The sequence below is a fragment of the Micromonospora sp. NPDC050695 genome (assembly GCF_040654415.1).
GTDB lineage: Bacteria > Actinomycetota > Actinomycetes > Mycobacteriales > Micromonosporaceae > Micromonospora.
In genome coordinates this window covers 119,617-140,802 of record NZ_JBFAHZ010000010.1, presented here as the reverse complement: position 1 = coordinate 140,802, position 21,186 = coordinate 119,617, and the positions used below count along the sequence as shown (strand labels likewise).

19 protein-coding genes are annotated in these 21,186 nt (G+C 72.7%); 11 read left to right on the top strand and 8 right to left on the bottom strand.

Annotation, left to right across the window (positions count from 1 at the left end):
• Positions 1–308: 308 nt before the first annotated feature.
• The gene (locus AB0H52_RS10725) at positions 309–1,349 is read right to left on the bottom strand and encodes an SAM-dependent methyltransferase (RefSeq protein ID WP_151492784.1); all 1,041 of its coding nucleotides are present in this window, start codon (positions 1,347–1,349) and stop codon (positions 309–311) included.
• Positions 1,350–1,421: 72 nt separating this feature from the next.
• Here AB0H52_RS10725 and AB0H52_RS10720 point away from each other — a divergent pair, with 72 nt between their 5' ends.
• Entirely contained in the window at positions 1,422–2,225 is an 804-nt protein-coding gene (locus AB0H52_RS10720) for a zf-HC2 domain-containing protein (RefSeq protein ID WP_357946576.1), read from the top strand.
• A 24-nt stretch (positions 2,226–2,249) separates the two neighbouring features.
• Here the strand turns inward: AB0H52_RS10720 and AB0H52_RS10715 are convergent, their stop codons facing one another.
• A complete protein-coding gene (locus AB0H52_RS10715) occupies positions 2,250–2,903 on the bottom strand; it encodes a TetR/AcrR family transcriptional regulator (protein WP_357946573.1) in 654 nt (217 codons plus the stop codon).
• Positions 2,904–3,139: 236 nt separating this feature from the next.
• On the opposite strand from AB0H52_RS10715, the gene AB0H52_RS10710 reads away from it, so the two are divergent.
• The 9 genes from AB0H52_RS10710 to AB0H52_RS10670 all read left to right on the top strand — a co-directional run bounded on the left by AB0H52_RS10710 (position 3,140) and on the right by AB0H52_RS10670 (position 13,706).
• Positions 3,140–4,294, top strand: coding sequence for a peptidoglycan recognition family protein (locus AB0H52_RS10710; protein ID WP_278124873.1), 1,155 nt, complete (start codon positions 3,140–3,142; stop codon positions 4,292–4,294).
• A gap of 230 nt (positions 4,295–4,524) precedes the next feature.
• A complete protein-coding gene (locus AB0H52_RS10705; protein ID WP_357946570.1) occupies positions 4,525–5,685 on the top strand; it encodes an acyl-CoA dehydrogenase family protein in 1,161 nt (386 codons plus the stop codon).
• On the top strand, positions 5,675–6,889 hold the full coding sequence (locus tag AB0H52_RS10700; RefSeq protein ID WP_151492779.1) for an acetyl-CoA C-acetyltransferase: 1,215 nt from the start codon (positions 5,675–5,677) through the stop codon (positions 6,887–6,889). The genes AB0H52_RS10705 and AB0H52_RS10700 overlap by 11 nt, the downstream gene beginning before the upstream one ends.
• 15 nt (positions 6,890–6,904) lie before the next feature.
• A complete protein-coding gene (locus AB0H52_RS10695) occupies positions 6,905–8,512 on the top strand; it encodes a 3-hydroxyacyl-CoA dehydrogenase family protein (RefSeq protein WP_151492778.1) in 1,608 nt (535 codons plus the stop codon).
• Positions 8,509–9,630: a CaiB/BaiF CoA-transferase family protein gene (locus AB0H52_RS10690; RefSeq protein ID WP_357946566.1), complete on the top strand. Its 1,122-nt coding sequence runs from the start codon at positions 8,509–8,511 to the stop codon at positions 9,628–9,630. The genes AB0H52_RS10695 and AB0H52_RS10690 overlap by 4 nt, the downstream gene beginning before the upstream one ends.
• 212 nt (positions 9,631–9,842) lie before the next feature.
• The gene (locus tag AB0H52_RS10685; protein WP_357946563.1) at positions 9,843–11,105 is read left to right on the top strand and encodes a DUF2786 domain-containing protein; all 1,263 of its coding nucleotides are present in this window, start codon (positions 9,843–9,845) and stop codon (positions 11,103–11,105) included.
• A gap of 147 nt (positions 11,106–11,252) precedes the next feature.
• Positions 11,253–11,609 carry a YciI family protein gene (locus tag AB0H52_RS10680; protein WP_357946654.1) on the top strand — a complete coding sequence of 119 codons (357 nt, stop codon included), beginning with the start codon at positions 11,253–11,255 and terminating at the stop codon, positions 11,607–11,609.
• Positions 11,606–12,862 (top strand): DUF6596 domain-containing protein, encoded by a 1,257-nt coding sequence (locus tag AB0H52_RS10675; protein WP_151488018.1) that lies wholly within the window; start codon positions 11,606–11,608, stop codon positions 12,860–12,862. The genes AB0H52_RS10680 and AB0H52_RS10675 overlap by 4 nt, the downstream gene beginning before the upstream one ends.
• Positions 12,863–13,505: 643 nt before the next feature.
• Complete coding sequence (locus AB0H52_RS10670) at positions 13,506–13,706, top strand: hypothetical protein (RefSeq protein ID WP_151488017.1); 201 nt, start codon at positions 13,506–13,508, stop codon at positions 13,704–13,706.
• 44 nt (positions 13,707–13,750) lie between these two features.
• Here the strand turns inward: AB0H52_RS10670 and AB0H52_RS10665 are convergent, their stop codons facing one another.
• The 5 genes from AB0H52_RS10665 to AB0H52_RS10645 form a co-directional block, all read right to left on the bottom strand.
• Positions 13,751–14,011, bottom strand: coding sequence for a hypothetical protein (locus AB0H52_RS10665; protein WP_357946560.1), 261 nt, complete (start codon positions 14,009–14,011; stop codon positions 13,751–13,753).
• An 851-nt stretch (positions 14,012–14,862) separates the two neighbouring features.
• Entirely contained in the window at positions 14,863–15,036 is a 174-nt protein-coding gene (locus tag AB0H52_RS10660; protein WP_036390803.1) for a CsbD family protein, read from the bottom strand.
• A gap of 75 nt (positions 15,037–15,111) precedes the next feature.
• Positions 15,112–17,358 (bottom strand): heavy metal translocating P-type ATPase, encoded by a 2,247-nt coding sequence (locus tag AB0H52_RS10655; RefSeq protein WP_357946557.1) that lies wholly within the window; start codon positions 17,356–17,358, stop codon positions 15,112–15,114.
• 12 nt (positions 17,359–17,370) lie between these two features.
• Entirely contained in the window at positions 17,371–18,318 is a 948-nt protein-coding gene (locus AB0H52_RS10650; protein ID WP_151488014.1) for a hypothetical protein, read from the bottom strand.
• Positions 18,315–18,542, bottom strand: a complete 228-nt coding sequence (locus AB0H52_RS10645; protein WP_151488013.1) for a copper ion binding protein — start codon at positions 18,540–18,542, stop codon at positions 18,315–18,317. Before AB0H52_RS10645 ends, AB0H52_RS10650 begins: the two co-directional genes overlap by 4 nt.
• 95 nt (positions 18,543–18,637) lie before the next feature.
• Between AB0H52_RS10645 and AB0H52_RS10640 the strand changes: the two genes are divergently transcribed.
• Positions 18,638–18,934 (top strand): metal-sensitive transcriptional regulator, encoded by a 297-nt coding sequence (locus tag AB0H52_RS10640; RefSeq protein ID WP_030329541.1) that lies wholly within the window; start codon positions 18,638–18,640, stop codon positions 18,932–18,934.
• A gap of 6 nt (positions 18,935–18,940) precedes the next feature.
• Here AB0H52_RS10640 and AB0H52_RS10635 read toward each other — a convergent pair whose 3' ends face one another.
• Positions 18,941–20,971 (bottom strand): heavy metal translocating P-type ATPase, encoded by a 2,031-nt coding sequence (locus AB0H52_RS10635; protein WP_151488012.1) that lies wholly within the window; start codon positions 20,969–20,971, stop codon positions 18,941–18,943.
• Positions 20,972–21,186 lie beyond the last annotated feature (215 nt).

The window sequence follows — 21,186 nt, the reverse complement described above, 5'->3', positions numbered from 1 at the left end:
CACCCGCCGGACGGCAGGGGTCATAACGCGACCATGACGGAGCCGAACCTTTTCTTGACGTGGTTTTCACACCTGCCCACTGAACAGGTGAAATACGGCACAGACCCTCGGTGGATCCGCGAGGCAATGAGCCAGTTGTCGGCCCTTTGCTCTGCTTCAACGGACGCAACAGAAACGCGTCGTCACCGTTGCGCCGGTCGAAACAGAGCAAAGGACGCGCGAGGGAGGGCCGTGCGCGACCCGGATGGTCCGGCGGCGGGCGGCGGGCGGCGGGCGGCGGGCGGCGGCGAGGGTGGAGGTACCAGCCGTCAGGCCGGGCGGCGGGCCACCAGCACGTCTCGCATGATCGACTGGTCGACCCGGTGCCGCAGCGCGCGGTAGGGCTCCGCGTCCACCACGGTCAGGCCGGCGTCGGCCAGCGCCGCCGCCGCGTCGTCCCGGCTGGCGACGTGGGTGTTCCAGGAGATGCCGAGCGCCCCGCCGGGGCGCAGCAGCCGCGCCCAGACCGGCGCGGCGTCCGCGAGCAGCGCCAGCGGATCGCGGGTCAAGCCATGATCGGCGGTACGACTGCCGTGCTGCACGCCGTACGGGGCGTCCGCGACGACCAGGTCGACGGTCTCCGGGCGGAAGAACTCCGCCGAGCGGGTGGTGTCGGCGTTGACCACGTCCAGCAGCTGCGTGCGACCGGCCTTGTGCTCCTCGCGGGTCGGGGCCACCTCGATGCGTACCCGCCGGCCGACCACCTTGCGCTCCCGCCGCACCGGCCCCGACTCCAGCACCCGGTGCTTGACCCGCTTCTGCTTCAGCCAGGTGGTGATGAACGCCCGGTACGCCTCGACGTCCTTCTGGTCCCGCTCGATCCCGGCGGCGTCGAAGCCGTACATCAGGGCCTGGTTGAGGGTGGTGCCGCGACCGCACAGCGGGTCGAGCACCCGGAAGCGCCGGCTGGTGAACTCGCCGGCCCAGTCCGAGGCGAGCAGTGTGACGTTGAGGAGCAGCTTGGTGAACTGCTCGTTGGTCTTGCCCGGGTACTTCTGGATGGTGAGCAGATCGTCGTCGTACCGGTCCAGTCGGCTCCACTCGATCGGGCGCAGCAGCTCGCCGACGATCTCGAACAGCGCGTACCCGGCGGAGAGGTTGCCCAGGACGGCCAGGTCCCGTTCGGTCAGCCCGTCACCGGTGAAGGTGACATAGGACGCCCCGCCGACCACCTCGGTGTCCAGCTCGCCGACCCGGCCGTCGAGCGCCGTGCGGCCGAAGATCTCCAGCTCGGCCCGGGTGAGGTCGATGGCGGAGCGGGCGTACACCCGGTTGGTGGCGGGCAGGATCAGCAGGCCGTAGCGCGTCATGATCCGGCGAGTATTCCACAACACGCCCGGGTCGCCGGGAACCGGAGCGGCCACTGGAGCGACTACCGGTACATGGGGTGTGAGCAGTGGCGGGAGGTCCTGTCCGCGCAGTTGGACGGGGAGGAGACCGCCGCCGAACGGACGGCGGCGCAGGGGCACCTCGACGAGTGCGCCGAGTGCCGGGCCTGGTTCCTGGCTGCGGCCGCGGTGACCCGTCGGGTTCGTACCCGATTGGTCGTTGAGGTGCCCGACCGGACGACGGCGATCCTGGCCGCGGCCGCCGAGGCACCGCCGGCCCGCCGCTGGCGGTGGCGGCCCCGGATGCCTCGACGTGGCCCGCTGGTCGCCGCGCTGCGCGCGACGCTCGGGCTGCTCGGCGCGGTGCAGCTGGTGCTCGGCCTGGCCCAGGTGGGCCGGGGCGCGACCGCCGATCATGTGCATGCCGCCGGTCAGCACCTGTGGCACGAGTCTGCCGCCTGGAACGTGGCGGTGGGTGCCGGCTTCCTCTTCGTGGCGGTACGCCGCACCCCGCCGGCCGGTCTGCTGCCGATGCTCAGCGCGTTCGTCGGCACCTTGCTGCTGCTGTCGGTCAACGACCTGGCCACCGGGTCGGTGGGCGGGGAACGACTGATCAGCCACGGCTTCCTGGTGGTCGGCTACCTGATCACCGTGCTGCTGTCCCGGCCCGGTCTGCGCCCCGGCGGGCCGGCACCGCAGCGGCAGCCGACGCCGTCCCGCTGGCGGTTCGGGGCCGACGAGGTGGAGCGACCCCTGCGGGTGGTACGCCCCGAGTCGTATCCGGCGCAGGCCGCCGACCGTTTCGCCGCCCCGGCTGCGCGTACCGGCCAGGCCAGGCGTGCCGGTCGGGCCGCCTGATCCCGCGACCGTGCGCGCCGGTGACTAGGCGCGAGGATCGGCCGGGCGCACCGGCTCGCCGGCAGCGATGACCTGCGGGACGACCTGTTCGACGATGGTCAGCAGGGTCGTCGTGAGCAGCAGGTGCACCTGGGCGCGGGTCAGCGCGCCACGCTGGAGCCATTCGCGGGCGGTCGACGTGGCCAACCCGCAGTACGCCCGGACCATGCCGCGAAGCTCCTCGTGGTACACGGCCTGACCAGCCAGCCCGACGGCGACGAGCATCCGGTCAGCGGCCACCTCCTCGGCCTCGGCGAGCACCCGCTCCACGTCGGCGTCACCACCCATCCCCCGGGCGGTTACCGCCGCCAGCCACGAGGTGCTGTGCCGGGACACCACGTCGAGGAACCACGAGACGCTCGCGTCGACCCGCGTCCGCAGGTCACCCTTGGGCAGCCGTTCGAGGGCGACCTCCGGGATGGTCACCATGACCCGGACGACCTCCAGATAGAGGTCCTTCTTGGTGCCGAAGTAGTGGTTGACCAGCCCTCGGGCGACGCCCGCCTCCCGGGCGACGTCGGTGGTCGACACGTCCGCGTACGGCCGCTCGCCGAACAGCCGGACCGCGCAGGCCAGGATCTGCCCGCGCCGGGCGTCCGGCTCCAACCGGCGGCGGCGAGGGGCGGTCTCGACACTCATCTGCCCGACCCTAGCGGCAGCTCCGGGCCAGCCGCCGCTCATCACCTCGGTCACGCGGGATGATCGGCTCGTGCGGCCCTTCACGGGCAATAAACCAATCGTCTAGAGTGCCGCTTTAGCGTCTGCAACGCCCCATCCTGGTGATGTGTCCGAAGGGCCTGCCAGGGCACCAAGGCTCAGGCTGACGGCTCGGCATGCCGGCTGGCGCCTGAGGCATCGAGCAAGGGAGCAGCATTTTGGTTTCTCGACGTCGAGTCCTCTCCGGCGCGGCCGGCGCGGCGGTTGGCCTCTCGGCCGCTGGCACGTTCGCCGGGTCCGCGACGGCGGCGCCGTCCACCTCCACCGAAGTGACGTCGCCGCTGGCCGCCCCGCGCGGTCGCCTGATGAGCAGGACGGTGGTGACCTCACCGGCCATCCCGCTGACCCATCTCTCCATCAAGCACGGCGGCCCCTCGGCGGCGGTTCGACTCCGCACCGGCAAGGGGTGGAGCGACTGGCTGGAGCTGAACGCGTGTCAGAACGGCCGGGACGGAGCCCTGGCAGCGGCCCGCTCCAACGTCGTGGTCGCCAACGGCGCCACCGCGTACGAAGTCCAGGTCGCCGACGGTTCCGACGCCACCGTGTCCGAACTGAACATGGTCGACGGGCCCCGGCGGAGGATCCCGAACCCGCAGACGAACAGTCTTCCGGTGCCGCGAGGTGGCCGGCAGCCGACCTACCTGCCCCGCGCACGCTGGGGTGCTGACGAGTCGCTCCGCTTCGCCGACGACGGCAGCGAGCGGTTTCCGACCGAGTTCTTCCCGGTGCAGACGCTGACGGTCCACCACAGCGGGGTGTACGAACACAACGAGGACCCGGATCCGGCGGCGACGGTCCGTGCCATCTACTACGACCAGTGCATCCTGCAGGAATTCGGTGACATCGGCTACCACCTGCTGATCGACGAGGCGGGGCGGATCTACGAGGGTCGCTACTCCGACCCGGGAGGCCTCCCGGTGTACGGCCCGAGCGCCGGCACCGACGGCCGGCCGCTCATGGTCAACGCGGCGCACGTGGGTGGCTACAACGCGGGCAACATCGGCATCTGCCTGTTGGGCCGGTTCACGTCCCGCCAGCCCAGCGCCGCGGCACACCGGTCGTTGGTGTTCGTCCTGGCGGGCCTCGCCGCCACGGGTCGACTCGCCCCCGGTGCCAAGACCAACTACGTCAACCCGATCAGCGGGGCGAGTGGCACGGTCAACGTCATCTCCGGTCACCGGGACTGGGCGACCATCGGGGCCGGTCCGACCGAGTGCCCCGGCGACGCCTTCCACCCCTACCTCGGCGCTCTTCGCCAGGAGGTCGCGGTGATGCTGTCGCAGTTCCCGACTCCTCCGAGGCGCTCTCGATAGGTCGACACACCCCCGCGACAGGTCGACCCCTCGCCCCACCGTCTCCACCGCCCCCCGGTGGAGACGGTGGGGCCCGCGCTCATCCAGCGCGCCGGTAGCTTGAGCTCACCATGAAGGCGGGGTGTCCAGCTCGAGCGGATGGCCCGACTCCACGAAACCGGGAGTCGATCACGGCGAGGGCTGCTCACGGCTTATTGACATGCCGCCAACAGGGCGCGAGGGTGGTGCACATGCCCACGCCCGACGGCTCCCCCTCGCCCTGGCGCGAACCGGAACACGACGACCTCGCCGACCTGGCCCGCACCTTCTTCACCAAGGAGGTGCTGCCGCACACCGAACGCCTGCTGGCGCAGGGCCACCCGGATCGCGAGCACTACCGTCGCGCCGGCGAGCTGGGGCTGCTCGGCCTGTCCGTCCCGGAGGAGTACGGCGGCGGAGGCGGTGGCTTCACCCACGAGGCCGTCCTGCTGCACGAGCAGGCGTACACCGGGGAGAGCAGCCTCGGGCTGGCCGTCCACAGTGGCATCGTCACCGGCTACCTGGTGGCGTACGGCAGCGAAGAGCAGAAGCGGCGGTGGCTACCCGGCCTGTGCAGCGGTGAGCTGGTCGGCGCGATCGCGATGACCGAGCCGGACGGCGGCTCGGACCTGCAGGCCATGCGCACCCGGGCGGTCCGCGACGGCGACGACTACGTGGTCACCGGCGCGAAGGCGTTCATCACCAACGGCGGACTGGCCGATCTGATCCTCGTGGCGGTGAAGACCGACCCGGAGCAGCGGGCGGCCGGCGTCTCGCTGCTGGTCTGCGAGGTCGGTGGCGACCCGGAGGGCTTCCGCCGGGGCCGGCTGCTGTCCAAGATCGGGCTGCACGCCAACGACACCGCCGAGTTGTTCTTCGACGAGTTCCGGGTGCCGGCGGCCAACCTGCTCGGGGGCGCCGAGGGGTTGGGCTTCATCCAGCTCATGCAGCAGCTTCCGCAGGAACGCCTCGTGATCGGCGTCGGCGCGGTCGCCGCCATGGAACGCGCCGTCGAGCTGACCGTCGCGTACGCCAAGGAGCGCAGCGCCTTCGGCAAGACGCTGATGGGTCACCAGAACACCCGGATGGTGCTCGCCGAGTGTGCCACCCGCGCCCGGGTCAGCCGGGTCTTCCTGGACGACTGCATCGTCCGGCACAGCCGTGGCGAGCTGGACGTTTCCACCGCCGCGATGGCGAAGTCCTGGCTCACCGACGGGCAGTGCGAGGTCATCGACCGGTGCCTGCAGATCTTCGGCGGCTACGGCTACACGACGGAGTACCCGATCGCCCGGATGTACGCCGACGCGCGCGTCCAGAAGATCTACGGCGGCACCAACGAGATCATGAAGGAGCTGATCGCCCGTGCCCTCTGAGGCGTACGTCTATGACGCGGTCCGCACCCCGCGCGGACGCGGCCGGGACACCGGCGCGCTGCACGGGGTCAAGCCGATCTCGCTGGTGGTCGGCCTGATCGACGCGTTGCGTGAGCGCAACCCCGGCCTGGACGTCGGCCGGCTGGAGGACCTGCTGCTCGGCATCGTCACCCCGGTCGGCGAGCAGGGCGGTGACCTGGCCCGCGCCGCCGCCCTGCTGGCCGGCCTGCCCGATCAGGTGGGTGGGGTGCAGCTCAACCGGTTCTGCGCGTCCGGGCTGGAGGCGGTCAACGCGGCCGCCGCGCGGATCCGCTCCGGCTGGGAGCACCTGCTGCTGGCCGGCGGGGTGGAGTCGATGTCCCGGGTGCCGATGGGCTCCGACGGCGCGGCCTGGGCCACCGACCCGCAGACCGCGCTGGCCACGTCGTTCGTGCCGCAGGGGGTCAGCGCGGACCTGATCGCCACCCTGGAGGGCTTCAGCCGCGACGACGTGGACGGCTATGCGCTGCGGTCGCAGGAGCGGGCCGCCAAGGCGTGGGCCGGCGGGCACTTCGCCCGGTCGGTGGTGCCGGTCCGTGACGCCAACGGGTTGGACATCCTCACCGTCGACGAGCACCCGCGCCCGGAGACCACCCGGGAGGCTTTGGCCCGGCTCACCCCGTCGTTCGCCACGATGGGCGAGGCGGCCGGCTTCGACGCGGTGGCGTTGCAGAAGTTCCACTGGCTGGAGGCCATCGAGCACGTCCACCACGCCGGCAACTCGTCCGGCATCGTGGACGGCGCGGCGCTGGTGCTGATCGGCTCGGAGGAGGTCGGTCGGGATCTCGGCCTCACCCCGCGCGCCCGGATCGTCGGCGCGGCGGTCACCGGCGCCGACCCGACCCTCATGCTGACCGGCCCGATCCCGGCCACCCACAAGGCGCTCGCCGTCGCCGGGCTGACCCTCGACGACATCGACCTGTTCGAGATCAACGAGGCGTTCGCCGCGGTGGTGCTCAAGTACGTCCGCGATCTGGGCCTCGACCCGGACCGGGTGAACGTCAACGGCGGCGCGATCGCCCTCGGCCACCCGCTCGGCGCCACCGGAGCGATGCTGCTCGGCACGGCGTTGGACGAGTTGGAACGCCGCGACCTGCGCCGCGCCGTCGTGACCCTGTGCATCGGCGGCGGCATGGGCGTCGCCACCGTTCTCGAGCGCTGCTGACCGGGGGTAAGACCGATGACCGACACCATCCGGTACGACCGTGGCGCCGACGGCATCGTCACGCTCACCCTGGACGACCCGACCCAGTCCGCCAACACCATGAACCGGGCGTACGCCGCCTCGATGTGCGCCGTCCTCGACCGGCTGGCCGCCCAGTTGCCGGCCTTCCCGGCCACCCTGCGCAAACAGCTCAAGGGTGCCCGGCTGCCCGCGCCCGAGGCGATCCTCGCCACCGCCGTCGAGGGCGCGCAGGTCGACGTGGAGACCGCGTTCACCGTGGAGACCCGGCACCTGATCGGTCTGCTCACCGGGCAGGTCGCCAAGAACATGATCGGGGCGTTCTTCTTCGACCTGAAGGCCGTCAACGGTGGTGCGGCCCGACCGTCCGGCGTGGACGTGGCGCCGGTGCGCCGGGTGGCGGTGCTCGGCGCCGGCATGATGGGCGCCGGCATCGCGTACGCCTGCGCCAGCGCCGGTCTGGAGGTGGTGGTGCGGGACGTCTCGCCGGAGGCGGCGGGGCGGGCCCGGGAGCACGCCGAACGGCTGCTGGCCCGCGCGGTCCGCAAGGGCCGCGCCACCGAGGCGGACGCCCGCGCCGTACTGGACCGGATCACCACCACCGACCAGGTGGACGCCCTCACCGGCTGCGACGCGGTCATCGAGGCGGTCTTCGAGGACCCGGCACTGAAGAAGGCGGTCTTCGCCGAGGTGTTGCCGATGCTGGCACCCGACGCGTTGCTCGCCTCCAACACCTCCACCCTGCCGATCACCGGGCTGGCCGAGGGCGTGGACCGTCCGGCCGACTTCATCGGCATGCACTTCTTCTCCCCGGTGGACCGGATGCCGCTGCTGGAGATCGTGGTCGGCGACCGGACCGGCGACGAGGCGCTGGCCCGTGCGTTCGACCTGGCCCGGCGGATCGGCAAGACCCCGATCGTGGTCAACGACGGCCGGGGCTTCTTCACCAGCCGGGTCATCGGCCGGTTCATCGACGAGGCGGTCGGCATGGTCGTCGAGGGCGTACCGGCCGCGTCGGTGGAACAGGCCGCGTTGCAGGCCGGCTACCCGACCGGGCCCCTCGCGCTGGCCGACGAGGTGAGCCTCACCCTGATCCAGCGGATCCGCCGCCAGTTCGAGGCGGCCAGCGAGGAGTACCTGCCACTGCCCGCACACCGGCTCGTCGACGAGTTGGTCGACGCGTACGACCGGCCGGGCCGCGCCGCCGGACGCGGCTTCTACTCCTACGACGACGGCACCCGGGGCCGGTTGTGGCCCGGCCTCGCCGACCTGGTCACCGACGCCGGCCGTGCCGTGCCGTTCACCGACCTCCAGGAGCGGATGCTCTTCGCCGAGGCGCTGGACGCGCTGCGCTGCCTCGACGAGGGAGTGCTGCGCACCGAGACCGACGCCAACATCGGTTCGATCTTCGGCATCGGCTTCCCGGCCTGGACGGGCGGGGTGATCCGCTACGTGCGGCAGTACGCGGGCGGGCCGGCCGGTTTCGCGGCACGGGCGGCCGAACTGGCGCAACGCTACGGCGAGCGGTTCACACCGCCGGACGATTTGGTCGACCGGCTCGCCGCCTCGGCCGGCCGCCCCGCCGAGTCGGTGGGCACCGCGTGACGCCGGCACGCGGCGGGCCGCTCGCCGGGGTGCGGGTGGTCGAGTTGGCCAGCCTCGCGCCGGCGCCGTTCGGCTGCATGGTGCTCGCCGACCTCGGCGCGGACGTGGTGCGGGTCGACCGGCCCGGCGCCCCGGGAGCCGGCCGGCTGGCCGCGCCGACCGACGGGCCGTTGCAGCGCGGCCGGCGGGTCACCACGCTGGATCTGAAGTCCCCGGACGGCGTGGCGGACCTGCTGCGCCTCGCCGAGCGGGCGGACGTGCTGGTCGAGGCGTACCGGCCGGGGGTCGCCGAGCGGCTCGGCTTCGGCCCGCAGGTGTGCCAGGACCGCAACCCCGGACTGGTGTACGCGCGGATGACCGGCTGGGGTCAGGACGGCCCGCTGGCGAGCCGCGCCGGACACGACATCGACTACATCGCGGTGGCCGGGGCGTTGGAGCCGCTCGGACGGGCCGGCGAGCGCCCGTACGCGCCGATGAACCTGCTCGGCGACTTCGGTGGCGGCGGCATGCTGCTGGCCGTGGGAGTGCTGGCCGCGCTGCTGGAACGGGAACGCTCCGGCGTCGGCCAGGTGGTCGACGCGGCCATGGTGGACGGGTCGGCGCTGCTCACCTCGTTCCTGCACGGGCTCATGGGCGGTGGCCTGTGGGCGGCGCCGCGCGGGCGCAACATGTTCGACGGTGGGGCGCCGTTCTACGACACGTACGCCACCTCGGACGGTGGATTCATGGCCGTCGGCGCGATGGAACCGGCCTTCTACGCCGTTCTCCTCGACGGCCTCGGCCTCGCCGACGACCCGGACCTGCCCGCCCAGTACGACCCGAGCGGCTGGGACGAGCTGCGCCGACGGTTCACCGAACGGTTCGCCGAGCGGACCCGGGACGAGTGGACGGCGGTCTTCACCGACCTGGACGCCTGCGTCGCCCCGGTACTCGCCCCCGGCGAGGCGCACCAACACCCGCACAACACCGCCCGAGGCACCTTCGTCGAGGTGGACGGCCAGATCCAACCGGCCCCGGCCCCCCGCTTCAACCGCACACCAGCACCGCGCCCGACCCCGGCCCCCGACCCGACCCGCAACGCCCTACCGGTAGAGCAGATCCTCACCACCTGGCCCTAACACCCACCCACACCGACCTCCCTAAGTTGATCAAGAGGTTCGCGTCAGCGAGCCGTCCTCTGATGACGCGAACCTCTTGATCAACGCGGGAGAGCGGGCCTGGGAGCGGCGATCGGGCGGGCGGGCGGGCGGCGACTTCCCTGTTTCGCGCCGCCGGCACCTGGCGCGGCATGATCATGGAGCCTGAAGGGTCAGCCGAGAAGGAGGTGCACGTGCCGGACGCGGACGAACTCGTCGCCAACGCGCTCGCGGCGGTGCGCGGCACCGACGTACGCCAGGCCGAACGGCAGCTGGACCAGCTGATGGTCGGCACCGGCGCGGCGGACGGCACCACGGCGGTCGACGCGGCGTTGCTGCGTCGCCTGGTCCGTGGCCTGGGGCGGCTCTGGCCGCGCGGGTGGCAACCGGCCGACGTGCACCGGCTCACCGCGCGACGGCTCGACGCCCGCGCGGCCCGGCTGGTCGGTGACGCGATGGCCGCCCAGCGGCGCGAGCAGGCCGAGCCGGTCCCCGCCTGGTGGGACGACCAGCTCCGCGAGCTGACCGCCGAGGTGCGCCACGACGACCGGGGCGTGCTGGCCGGCTGGGCCAGCCGCGAAGGGCTGGACCGGGTCGACGCCCTCCGCGCCGCCATCGACGTACTCGCGCTGGTGGAGAGCCTGCCGCCGATCGCGGTGCTACGCCCGCCGCCCGGCTCGACCGGCGCGGCGATCCCCCGCGCGGCCGGTACGGCCCGCAGTGGGTCGCCGATGCTGGATCGGGTACGGGCGCTGCTGGCGAAGGCCGAGTCGACGACCTTCCCGGCCGAGGCGGAGGCGTTGACCGGCAAGGCACAGGAGTTGATCGCCCGGCACAGCATCGACGAGGCGTTACTGGCCGCCGGGGCGGAGAGCGGCGACGTGCCGGGCGGAGTCCGGCTGAGCACCGACCCCCCGTACGCGGGCGCGAAGGCCCTGCTGGTGCAGGAGGTGGCTGCGGCGAACCGGTGCGAGGCGGTCTGGTCCGACGACCTGGGCTTCACCACCGTGCTGGGCTGGCCGGCGGACCTGGTGGCGGTGGAGTTGCTCTACACGTCGCTGCTGGTCCAGGCGACCGCCGCGATGCTGCGCGGGCGTACCGAGCGCCGAGCGGGGTCGGGCCGGCGGACGAAGGTGTGGGACGAGTCGTTCCTCAACGCGTTCGCGCTGCGCATCGGTGAGCGGCTGCGGACGGCCACCGACGCGGCCACCGACGCCGCGGACCAGGCGGCGGCCGGGACGGCTGGGGCGGAGCGGCTGTTGCCGGTGCTCGCCAAGCGCGGCGAGGCGGTCCGGGAGCGGCTGGACACCCTGTTCCCCGGCGTCACCCGGCACCGGCTCAGTGTCCGCGACGCCGAGGGCTGGTCGTCGGGCACGTCGGCCGCCGACCGGGCGTCGCTGGAGGTCGGCGGCGGCGGGAAGCCTCGACAGGTGCCCGGACGGCCCGATCGGCGCTGACCCGATCGGCGTGGGACCGCCGCCGGGGAGGTTTTCTGCGATTTTCTTCGGTACGCGGTAGGGAACGGGCTGACGGCTCCGACCCTCCGGTGAGCCGCACCCCGACCGGGGTGCGACCAGGACGCGAGGAGCATCGCCGTGAAGTACATGCTGCTGATCTGGAACCGGCCCGGCTTCACCGAGGAGCTGTCCGAGCAGGAGCGTACCGCCCTGTTCGGCGAGGTCGACGAGATCATGAAGGAGCTGACCGAGACCGGCGAGCTGATCGGCGGCCAGGCGTTGGCCAATCCGTCGCAGACCCGTACGGTCCGGCTCGCCGGCGGCCACCCGGAGGTCGTCGACGGACCGTTCATGGAGAGCAAGGAGCAGTTCGCCGGTTACCTGGCTGTCGACTGCGACAGTCCCGAGCGGGCCGCCGAGATCGCCGCCCGCTGGCCGGACGTCCGCTTCGGCGGCGCGATGGAGGTCCGTCCGATCATGGACGAGGCCGGGACGGAGATGTGACCGGGGACCGGACGGTCGAGGATCTGCTGCGCACGCTCGCGCCGCAGGTCCTCGGCCTGCTGGTCCGCCGGCACGGGCAGTTCGACAGGTGTGAGGACGCGGTCCAGGAGGCGCTGCTCGCCGCCGCCCTGCAATGGCCCGGGCAGGGCGTACCGGACAATCCCCGTGCCTGGCTGCTCACCGTCGCCACCCGCCGGCTCACCGACGAGTGGCGCAGCGAGCGCGCCCGCCGCGACCGCGAGATGGCGGTGGCGTTGCGGGAGCCGGCGTACGGTCAGGTGGCGCCACCGGCCGACGCGGAGCCGACGGTGGCGGACGCCGACGACACCCTCACCCTGCTGTTTCTCTGCTGTCATCCGGCACTGGCCGGGTCGGCGCAGGTGGCGCTCACGCTGCGCGCGGTCGGCGGGCTCAGTACCGCCCAGATCGCCCGGGCGCACCTGCTGCCGGAGGCGACGATGAGCCAGCGGATCCGCCGGGCGAAGCAGCGGATCGAGGCCGCGGGCGCCCGCTTCGACATGCCGGCGCCGGGTGAGCGGGAGGAGCGGCTACGCACGGTGTTGCGGGTGCTCTATCTGATCTTCAACGAGGGGTACACGGCCTCCAGCGGGCCGGATCTGCACCGGGTCGACCTGACCGGCGAGGCGATCCGGCTGGCCCGCATCCTGCACGGGCTGCTGCCCGACGATGGTGAGGTGGCCGGCCTGCTGGCGCTGATGCTGCTCACCGACGCGCACCGGGCGGCCCGGGTGGGTCCGGACGGCGAGTTGGTGCCGCTGGCCGAGCAGGACCGCAGCCGCTGGGACGCCGCCGCCACCGCGGAGGGGATCGTGCTGATCACGGAGGCGTTGACCTGGTCGCCACCCGGCCCGTACCAGCTCCAGGCGGCGATCGCCGCCGTGCACGCCGAGGCGCCGACGGCGGCGCAGACGGACTGGCGGCAGATCGTCGCGCTCTACCGGCTGCTGGCCCGGATCGCCCCGAACCCGATGGTCACCCTCAACCAGGCGGTGGCGGTCGCCATGGTGGACGGTCCACGCGCCGGGCTGGCCCTGCTCACACCACTGGACGCCGACGAGCGCACGGCCGGGCACCACCGGCTCGCCGCCGTCCGGGCGCACCTGCTGGAGCTGGCCGGTGAGCCCGGTGCGGCGCGGGAGGCGTACCTGGCGGCGGCGCGTGGCACCACGAGCCTGCCGGAGCAGCGCTACCTGGAGGTGCGGGCGGCGCGGCTGGCCGCCGGGCGGCACTGACCGCCCGACAGCCGCGCGGTCAGACCACGGGGTCGACGGCCGGACAGCGCGCGCCCCACTCGGGTACCACCTGGTCGATCAGGTAGGCGCGACGGCGTCCTCGGCGATTATGCAGATGAGGGATTTCTAGTAACGCTGCGATCGGTCCCGACCACCCGGTACGCCTTCAACCGGTCGCGCGCCCACCGCAGTTCGCTGCACCCACCTGGCCGGCAGCGCTGGCACGACCCATGCGCCTGGTGCTGCGCGATGGTCTGCCGGGCCAGCATCGGCACCCACACCGACCGGGGCAACTCCCGCTCGATCACCTGCGGTGCGCCTTGAGCGTGTCTCGTGCCCACGTCAGCATGTCGCACCGGTCGCCCTGGCACTGTGCGCAGCCTCCGGTGGCCCGGTGCTCGCTGGGTGGCTTGTGATGCTGGGTGATCACCCGTTGCGCGGTCCAAACGACCAGCGCTGGCGTCACAGGTCCGTCGTCCATGGCCACGGCTCTACCTCCAGAACGGGCAGGTCCGGCCACCGATCCCTGATCAGGTGACCGGACCGCATCCGGTTGTCGCCCCGCCAGCCTCCATTGCAACGTGCGCACCGCCAAGCTTGGAAGTGGCAACGTGCGCACGTAACACGTACATACGGTCATGGCGTGAGACTCGTGGCGCTCTCCGACATCGCGGACATGCTCGGCGGCGTGTCGCGCACCCGCGCCACCGAGATCACGAACCGCGCGACCTTCCCGGCACCGATTGATACGGTCGCCAGCGGCAAGGTGCGAGTCTGGGACCGCGCCGACGTCGAAGCGTGGATCAAGAAGCACCGGCCGCACCAAGCGCGTGACGAAAGCTGAGACGGCCCGGACCCTGCCAAGGTCCGGGCCGTCTGCTGTACCGCTTACTGCTTCTCCACCACACCCTTGAGCCAGTCGGAGATGTAGTAGAGGCTCGTGCCGGCGTCGGAGGCACCCGGGCCATCGAGCTTGTCGGCTACGTCCTTCACGGCGTCGCGGAGTCGGTTCAACTCCTGCGCAACGGCCAGCATCGCGTACGCCGCGCCGCACTGGCGGAGGTCGTTGGCATTCAGCTTGACCCCCGATTCGTCGTCCCGCTTCTCTGCGCCGGACAGGTAGTTGGCGGCCAGCCCCCGGTAGTTCATCTCGGGGCACGTCTGGCACACCTGCGCGGAGCACCGACGGCGAAAACGGCGATCCGTCAGACAGCGTCCACATACTTATCCACAGCGACACCCCGCAAGTTGTCGCACTGATGTGCATTTGCCCTCTAGCTGCGACGCCCTGGCGCACGCGCGGGCGAGTCGGTAGTGGAGGGAGGTGCCGTTACAGTCCAACCGAGCGCGCGAGACGGGCCGCTGAACGCTGAGTGGTGGGGTCGCTGTCCGGTGCGAAAGCTAGATTGCTCCAACGGAAGTAGCCGGCCTGGCTCGCCAGGTCAAGGCGGCCGGCTCCCGGGGATGGCACTCCCCGGGGCCGCCTTGAACGGTCACGTCCGCTCATGTCCGAGGCAAGGACCATCTATGAGGGAGAACGAGACCCAGTGACCACGGTAACGAGAGGTACCGGGCCGCACCAGCCCGGGGGACCTGGCAGCACGGAGAACGCCCTGATCGCGGGGTTGTTGCTGGTGACGGCGCTGTCCATCGGGGCGCTGCTCTGCATCGTCTTGAGCAGCGCCGAGGAGATGGGCGACGTCGCCCCGGGTAGCGATTCCTGCCATCAGCGGAATTGCCCTGGCCGCGATCGGCGCGATTGCGGTCGTGCTGCGTAAGCGGCCTCCCCGGAGCCGGCGCTAGCGCGAGCGGCAGTGGGGGTTGTTAAAAGCACCTCCCTGCCAGCCGTTCGCCCACAACTTCATCAAGGCGGGCGACACTGACCCGGAGAAGATGTCGTCAGGGGGTCGAATGCCGGCTTCACTGATTCGGACCGGCTGGTCAGCGCGACGCCGGGCCGGTAAATGATCACCGGCCCGGCGTGCGGGTTACGTCGTACGTCAGCTCTTGAAGGCGTCCTTGATCTTCTCGCCGGCCTGCTTGAGCTTGGCGGTGGACTGGTCAGCGCGGCCCTCGGCCTCGAGCTGCTCGTTGTCGGTGGCCCGACCGGCGCCTTCCTTCAGCTTGCCGGTCGCGTCCTCGGTGGCGTTGTTGATCTTGTCGTCGATACCCATTGCCAACCTCCAATTGCAAGCGTCTCTACGACCCCAGAGGTACCCCCGCCGTCACCACTCCAACCATTACCGCCGTCACAGATCACCAGCAGCCGGGCGGAACCGGCGCAGGCGCAGGCTGTTAGCCACCACGAAGACCGAGGACAACGCCATGGTGGCGCCGGCGATCATCGGGTTGAGCAGCCCGGCGGCGGCCAACGGCAGGGCCGCCACGTTGTAGCCGAACGCCCAGAAGAGGTTGCCCCGGATGATGCCGAGCGTGCGCCGGGACAGTCGGATCGCGTCCACCGCCGCGTCCAGGTCGCCTCGGACGAGCGTGAGGTCGGACGCCTCGATCGCCACGTCGGTGCCGGTGCCCATGGCCAGACCCAGGTCGGCCTGGGCCAGCGCCGGGGCGTCGTTGACCCCGTCACCGACCATCGCCACCGACCGCCCCTCGGCCTGGAGCCGCTTCACGACGTCGACCTTGCCGGCGGGCAGCACCTCGGCGATCACCTCGTCCACGCCCACCTCGGCGGCGACCGCGCGGGCCACGGTGGCGTTGTCCCCGGTCAGCAGGATCGGGGTGAGCCCCAGCGCGCGCAACCGCGCAACGGCCGCCCGGCTGGTCGGCCGGACCACGTCGGCGACCGCGAGGACCCCGCGGGCCCGCCCGTCCCAACCGGCGAGGATCGCCGTCCGGCCGGCGGCCTCCGCGTCGCTGACGGCCCACTCGACCTCCGGCGGTACGTCGAGTCCCCGCTCGCGCAGCAGCCGGGGCCGACCGACCAGCACGACCCGCCCGTCGACGGTGCCGGTCACGCCCAGCCCCTCGAGGTTGGCGAAGCCGGTGACCGGGGGCAGCGTGCCGGCCTCGGCGGCGCCCGCGGCGACCGCACGGGCGATCGGGTGCTCGGAGGCGGTCTCCACCGCCCCGGCCAACCGGAGCAGCTCGCCGCGGTCCTCCCCGCTCGCCGGCACCGCGTCCACCAGGGTCATCCGGCCGGTCGTCACGGTGCCGGTCTTGTCCAGCACCACGGTGTCCACCCGCCGGGTCGACTCCAGCACCTCCGGCCCCTTGATCAGTACGCCGAGCTGGGCGCCCCGCCCGGTGCCGACCAGCAGCGCGGTCGGGGTGGCCAGGCCGAGCGCGCACGGGCAGGCGATGATCAGCACGGCCACGGCGGCGGTGAACGCGGCGGTCGGGCCGGCACCGGTGCCGAACCACCAGCCGAGCGTGCCGACGGCGAGGGTGATGACGATCGGCACGAAGACCCCGGAGATCCGGTCGGCCAGCCTCTGCACCGCCGCCTTGCCGCTCTGCGCCTGCTCGACCAGGTCGGCCATCCGGGCGAGCTGGGTGTCGCCGCCGACCCGGGTGGCGGTGACGACCAGCCGGCCGCCCGCGTTGATCGTGGCACCGACCACGCCGTCACCGGGACCGACCTCGACCGGCACCGACTCGCCCGTCAGCATGCTGGCGTCGACGGCCGACGTGCCCTCGTCGACCACCCCGTCGGTGGCGATCTTCTCCCCGGGCCGGACCACGAACCGGTCGCCCACGGCGAGCCGGTCCACCGGTATCCGGGTCTCCACGCCGTCGCGCAGCACCGCCACGTCCCTGGTGCCGAGTTCGAGGAGGGCGCGCAGGGCCGCGCCGGCGGTGCGCTTGGACCGCGCCTCGAAGTAGCGGCCGGCCAGGATGAACACCGTCACCCCGGCGGCCGCCTCCAGGTAGATGGTGCCGGCGCCGTCGGTGCGGGTGATGTCGAGGCGGAACGGGTGTGTCATGCCGGGCAGACCGGCGTCGCCGAGGAAGAGCGCCCACAGCGACCAGCCGAACGCGGCCAGGGTGCCGAGCGAGACCAGCGTGTCCATGGTCGCCGCGCCGTGGCGCAGGTTGGTCCAGGCGGCCCGGTGGAACGGCAGGCCACCCCAGACCACCACCGGTGCGGCGAGGGTCAGCGACAGCCACTGCCAGTAGTCGAACTGCCAGGCCGGGACCATGGCCAGCAGGACCACGGGCACGCTGAGCGCCACCGACACCCACAGCCGGGTACGCGGGCCGCGCAGCGGGTCCACCGGCTGCTCTGCGGTCGGCGGGGCCGGCAGCGCCGCCGAGTAGCCGGTCTTCTGGACGGTGTCGATCAGGTCGTCGGGCGTGACGCCGTCGGCGTAGCGGACGGTGGCCTTCTCGGTGGCGTAGTTGACGGTGGCGCTCACCCCGTCCATCCGGTTCAGCTTCTTCTCGATCCGGGCGGCGCAGGCGGCGCAGGTCATCCCCCCGATCGCCAGCTCGATCCGGTTCGGCGCCTCGGGCAGGGGTCTGCTGGTGGTGGTCATCGTCTGGTCCCGTCAGTTGTGCCCGTGCCCGGGGGTGCCGTGCTCGGCGCCTCCGGTCGGCGCGGGTCCGCTCGCGCCGGGGTCGCCCCCGGTCGGGGCGGTGCCGGCGACGACGGTGAACTCGGCGGTGTGCACCGCCCCGCCGTGCCGGAAGTCGAGGTAGAGCCGGTAGCTGCCGGTCGACGGCACCTCGGCGAGGAAGGTGACGTTCGGGCCGGGACGGGTCCGGCCGTCGCCGGGTGTCCCGTCCGGGTGCACGTGCAGGTACGCGAGGTCACCCCGGCGCAGCGCCACCAGGTGGCCGTACGCGCCCAGGTAGGGCTCCAGGTCGGTGACCGGCTGCCCGGCACGGCTGACGGTCAGGGTGAGCGACGAGGTGCGGCCGGGCTGCGGCGCGCCGGTCAGGGTGACCGTGTAACCGTCGACGGTGGTGCTGGTCGCCGGTGCGGGCAGCGGCCGCTCGGTCAGCTCCCCGGGGACGGTCACGTCGACACCGAGGGTCAGCGGCTCACCCCCGGTCGGAGCGAAGTCGGCGAAGGCACGCCACTGGCCGGGGCCGGCCAGCGGGGTGGCGACCCGCCAGGTGCCGTCCGGGCCGAGGTCGGGGTGGACGTGGCGGAAACCGGAGAGGTCCCGCCGGGCCACGATCAGGTGCATCCGCTTGTCGTGCGCCACGTCGTACCGGGTGACCGGGCGGCCGTCCGGGCCGTCGATCCGGAAGGCGAACTCGCCGGCCGGGGCGCCGACCGGGGCGAGGGTGTAGCCCCGGTCGGAGACGAGCAGGCCGCCGGGGAGCCGGTCGGCCGTCTCGTCGTGGCCCCCCGCCGAGGTGGCGCCGCCGTCGTGCCGACTCTCCACGGCGGGCACCTCGGGGTCGACCACCTGGCCAACCCCGTACGCCGTGCCGAAGACCGCAACGAGAGCGAGGGCGAATCCGCCCAGTCGGGTCACCGTGCTCACGCCGGGACTTCCGACGACCCGTCCACGAGGTCGTAGCCGGCCTCGTCGACGGCGGCCCGGACGCTCGCCACGTCCAGCGGCTGGTCGCTGCTCACGGTGACCCGGCCGCTGGCGAGATCGACCTGGACGTCGCGCACACCCGCGAGGGCGCCCACCTCGGCGCTCACCGCGCTGACGCAGTGCCCACAGGTCATGCCCTGCACCTGGTACGTCGTGTTGACCATCGGACCGTCTCCTCCGCCTCGCTTACCGGTACCCGGTGGGGGTATCGCACGAAGGACCGTACCATACCCCCCAGGGGTAGGCTATCCTGGTCGCCATGACCGCACCCACCCCGATCCGCGGGTACACCGCCAGCAAGGACCAGCTGCTCGCGCGGCTCCGCCGCGTCGAGGGGCAGGTCCGGGGGATCGAGAAGATGGTCGACGACGACCGCTACTGCATCGACGTGCTCACCCAGATCTCCGCGATCCAGGCCGCCCTGGACAAGGTGGCGCTGGGGCTGCTCGACGGGCACGCCCGGCACTGCATGCACGAGGGCGCCGCCGAGGGCCGCGCCGACGAGATGGCCACCGAGATGATGGCCGCGGTCGGCCGGCTGATGAAGCGCGGCTGACGCCCCTCAGTCCCGCTCCGGGTCGAGCCGCACCCGCCGCAGCAACTGGGCGTTGAGCGCGACCACGACGGTGGACGCGGACATCAGCACCGCGGCCAGCGCCGGGCTCAACGCCACCCCGGCCCAGGCCAGCACCCCGGCCGCCAACGGCAGCGCCACCGCGTTGTAGCCCGCCGCCCAGGCCAGGTTCTGCCGCATCTTCCGGTACGACGCCCGGGACAGCCGCACCACGGCAGCCACCCCGCGCGGGTCCGACGAGGCGAGCACCACCCCGGCCGACTCGATCGCCACGTCGGTGCCCGCACCGATCGCGATGCCCACATCCGCGCGGGCCAGGGCGGGCGCGTCGTTCACCCCGTCGCCGACCATCGCCACGGTCAGGCCCCGGCGCTGGAGTTCGGCCACCCGGCCGTCCTTGTCGGCGGGCAGCACCTCGGCGAAGACCTCGTCGACGCCGGGACGGAACCCGAGTTCGGCAGCGACCGCCTCGGCCACCGGCCGCGCGTCTCCGGTGATCATGGCGATGGTCCGGACACCCTCGGCACGCAACTCGTCGACGGCCCGCCGCGCCTCCGGACGCACCTCGTCGGCCAACGCGAACGCGCCGAGCACGGTGTCCGGCAGCCGCACCAGGTGCAGCACCGCCGCACCGCGCGCGGACCAGTGCCCGATCGCCGCCTCCAGATCGGCCGGGAGGGACACCCCCAGCTCGCGGAGCAGCGCCGGCCCACCCACCGCGTACCGCGTACCGTCGACGGTTGCCTGCACCCCGCGGCCCGGCAGCGACCGGAACCCGGCCGCCCGAGCCGGACCGGCGGGCCCCGCCGCCGCGACGATCGCCCGGGCCAACGGGTGCTCGCTGTCCGACTCCACCCCGGCGGCGAGCCGCAGCGCCTCGTCCCGGTCGACACCCGCCGCGGCCAGCACGTCGGTGACGGCGTGCTCGCCCCGGGTCAGGGTGCCGGTCTTGTCGAAGAGCACCGCGCCCACGGTCCGCATCCGCTCCAGCGCCAACCGGTCCTTCACCAGGATCCCGGATCGCGCGGCAAGCGCGGTGGAGAGCGCGACGACGAGCGGAATGGCCAGGCCGAGCGCGTGCGGGCAGGCGATCACCAGGACGGTGACCGCGCGCACCACCGCCTCGTCGGGCTGGCCGAGCGCCGTCCACACCAGCACGGTCAGCACGGCGGTGCCGGTGGCCACGTAGAACAACGCCGCGGCGAACCGGTCGGCCAGCAGTTGGGCACGACCGCCGGAACGCTGCGCCTGGGCGACCATGCGCTGGATGCCGGCGAGCGCCGTCTGGGCACCCAGCGCCTCGACACGTACCCGGATCGCCGAGTCGGTGGCGACGGTGCCCGCCACCACCCGGTCGCCGACCGCGCGGGCAACCGGCCGCGACTCGCCGGTGATCATTGATTCGTCCAGCTCCGCGCCGCCGTCGACGATGCCCCCGTCGGCCGGCACCCGACCGCCCGGGCGGACCAGCACCACATCGCCGACCCGCAGCTCGCCGACGGACACGGCCTCGACCCGCCCGTCGGCGGTCACCCGCTCGGCGTCGTCGGGCAGCAGCGCGGCCAGCGCCGCGAGCGCGCCCCGAGCCTGTCCGATGGCCTTCATCTCCTGCCAGTGCCCGAGCAGCATGATGGTGACCAACGCCGCCAGCTCCCACCAGAAGTCCAGGTCGAAGGCGCCCGCGCTGGTGGCCAGCGACGCGGTGTACGCGACGGTGATCGCCATCGCGATCAGCAGCATCATGCCCGGCGCCCGGTCCCGGACCTCCCGGACCGCACCGACCAGGAACGGCCAGCCACCCCACCAGAACACCACCGAGCCGAGCACCGGCCCCACCCAGGAACGCCCCGGAACATCCCCGCGCAGGCCGAGCCGGTCCGCCACGAGGTGACTGGTCAACACCACCGGCACGGTGAGCACCAGACAGACCCAGAACCGGCGACGGAACATCGCCGGATCGTGACCGGCGTGCTTGTCGTGCCCGCCATGATGCCGGTCCTGCGGTGACTCAGCGCGCATGACTCCACCATCCAGCCCCGCACGCCGCCCCGCGGGCTGTTCGACAACCCCCGACACTCCGCCACGACCTGCGTCCCGCGCCCGGGCTGGTTAGCATTTCCGGCGATGGCCCTCCGGATCCCGCCGCGCAGTCCGGCGCCGACACCGCCTCGACGCGGCGGCGCCCCCGGCCGAGCCGGCCCCTCGTTCACGGTGTGTGACCAAACGGTCGTCAT

Excerpts from the sequence above, each read along its gene's own strand:
- AB0H52_RS10725 (WP_151492784.1), bottom strand. The coding sequence starts at position 1,349 with ATGACGCGCTACGGCCTGCTGATCCTGCCCGCCACCAACCGGGTGTAC.
- AB0H52_RS10720 (WP_357946576.1), top strand. The coding sequence starts at position 1,422 with ATGGGGTGTGAGCAGTGGCGGGAGGTCCTGTCCGCGCAGTTGGACGGG.
- AB0H52_RS10715 (WP_357946573.1), bottom strand. The coding sequence starts at position 2,903 with ATGAGTGTCGAGACCGCCCCTCGCCGCCGCCGGTTGGAGCCGGACGCC.
- AB0H52_RS10705 (WP_357946570.1), top strand. The coding sequence starts at position 4,525 with ATGCCCACGCCCGACGGCTCCCCCTCGCCCTGGCGCGAACCGGAACAC.
- AB0H52_RS10695 (WP_151492778.1), top strand. The coding sequence starts at position 6,905 with ATGACCGACACCATCCGGTACGACCGTGGCGCCGACGGCATCGTCACG.
- AB0H52_RS10680 (WP_357946654.1), top strand. The coding sequence starts at position 11,253 with ATGCTGCTGATCTGGAACCGGCCCGGCTTCACCGAGGAGCTGTCCGAG.
- AB0H52_RS10665 (WP_357946560.1), bottom strand. The coding sequence starts at position 14,011 with ATGAACTACCGGGGGCTGGCCGCCAACTACCTGTCCGGCGCAGAGAAG.
- AB0H52_RS10660 (WP_036390803.1), bottom strand. The coding sequence starts at position 15,036 with ATGGGTATCGACGACAAGATCAACAACGCCACCGAGGACGCGACCGGC.
- AB0H52_RS10655 (WP_357946557.1), bottom strand. The coding sequence starts at position 17,358 with ATGACCACCACCAGCAGACCCCTGCCCGAGGCGCCGAACCGGATCGAG.
- AB0H52_RS10645 (WP_151488013.1), bottom strand. The coding sequence starts at position 18,542 with ATGGTCAACACGACGTACCAGGTGCAGGGCATGACCTGTGGGCACTGC.
- AB0H52_RS10640 (WP_030329541.1), top strand. The coding sequence starts at position 18,638 with ATGACCGCACCCACCCCGATCCGCGGGTACACCGCCAGCAAGGACCAG.
- AB0H52_RS10635 (WP_151488012.1), bottom strand. The coding sequence starts at position 20,971 with ATGCGCGCTGAGTCACCGCAGGACCGGCATCATGGCGGGCACGACAAG.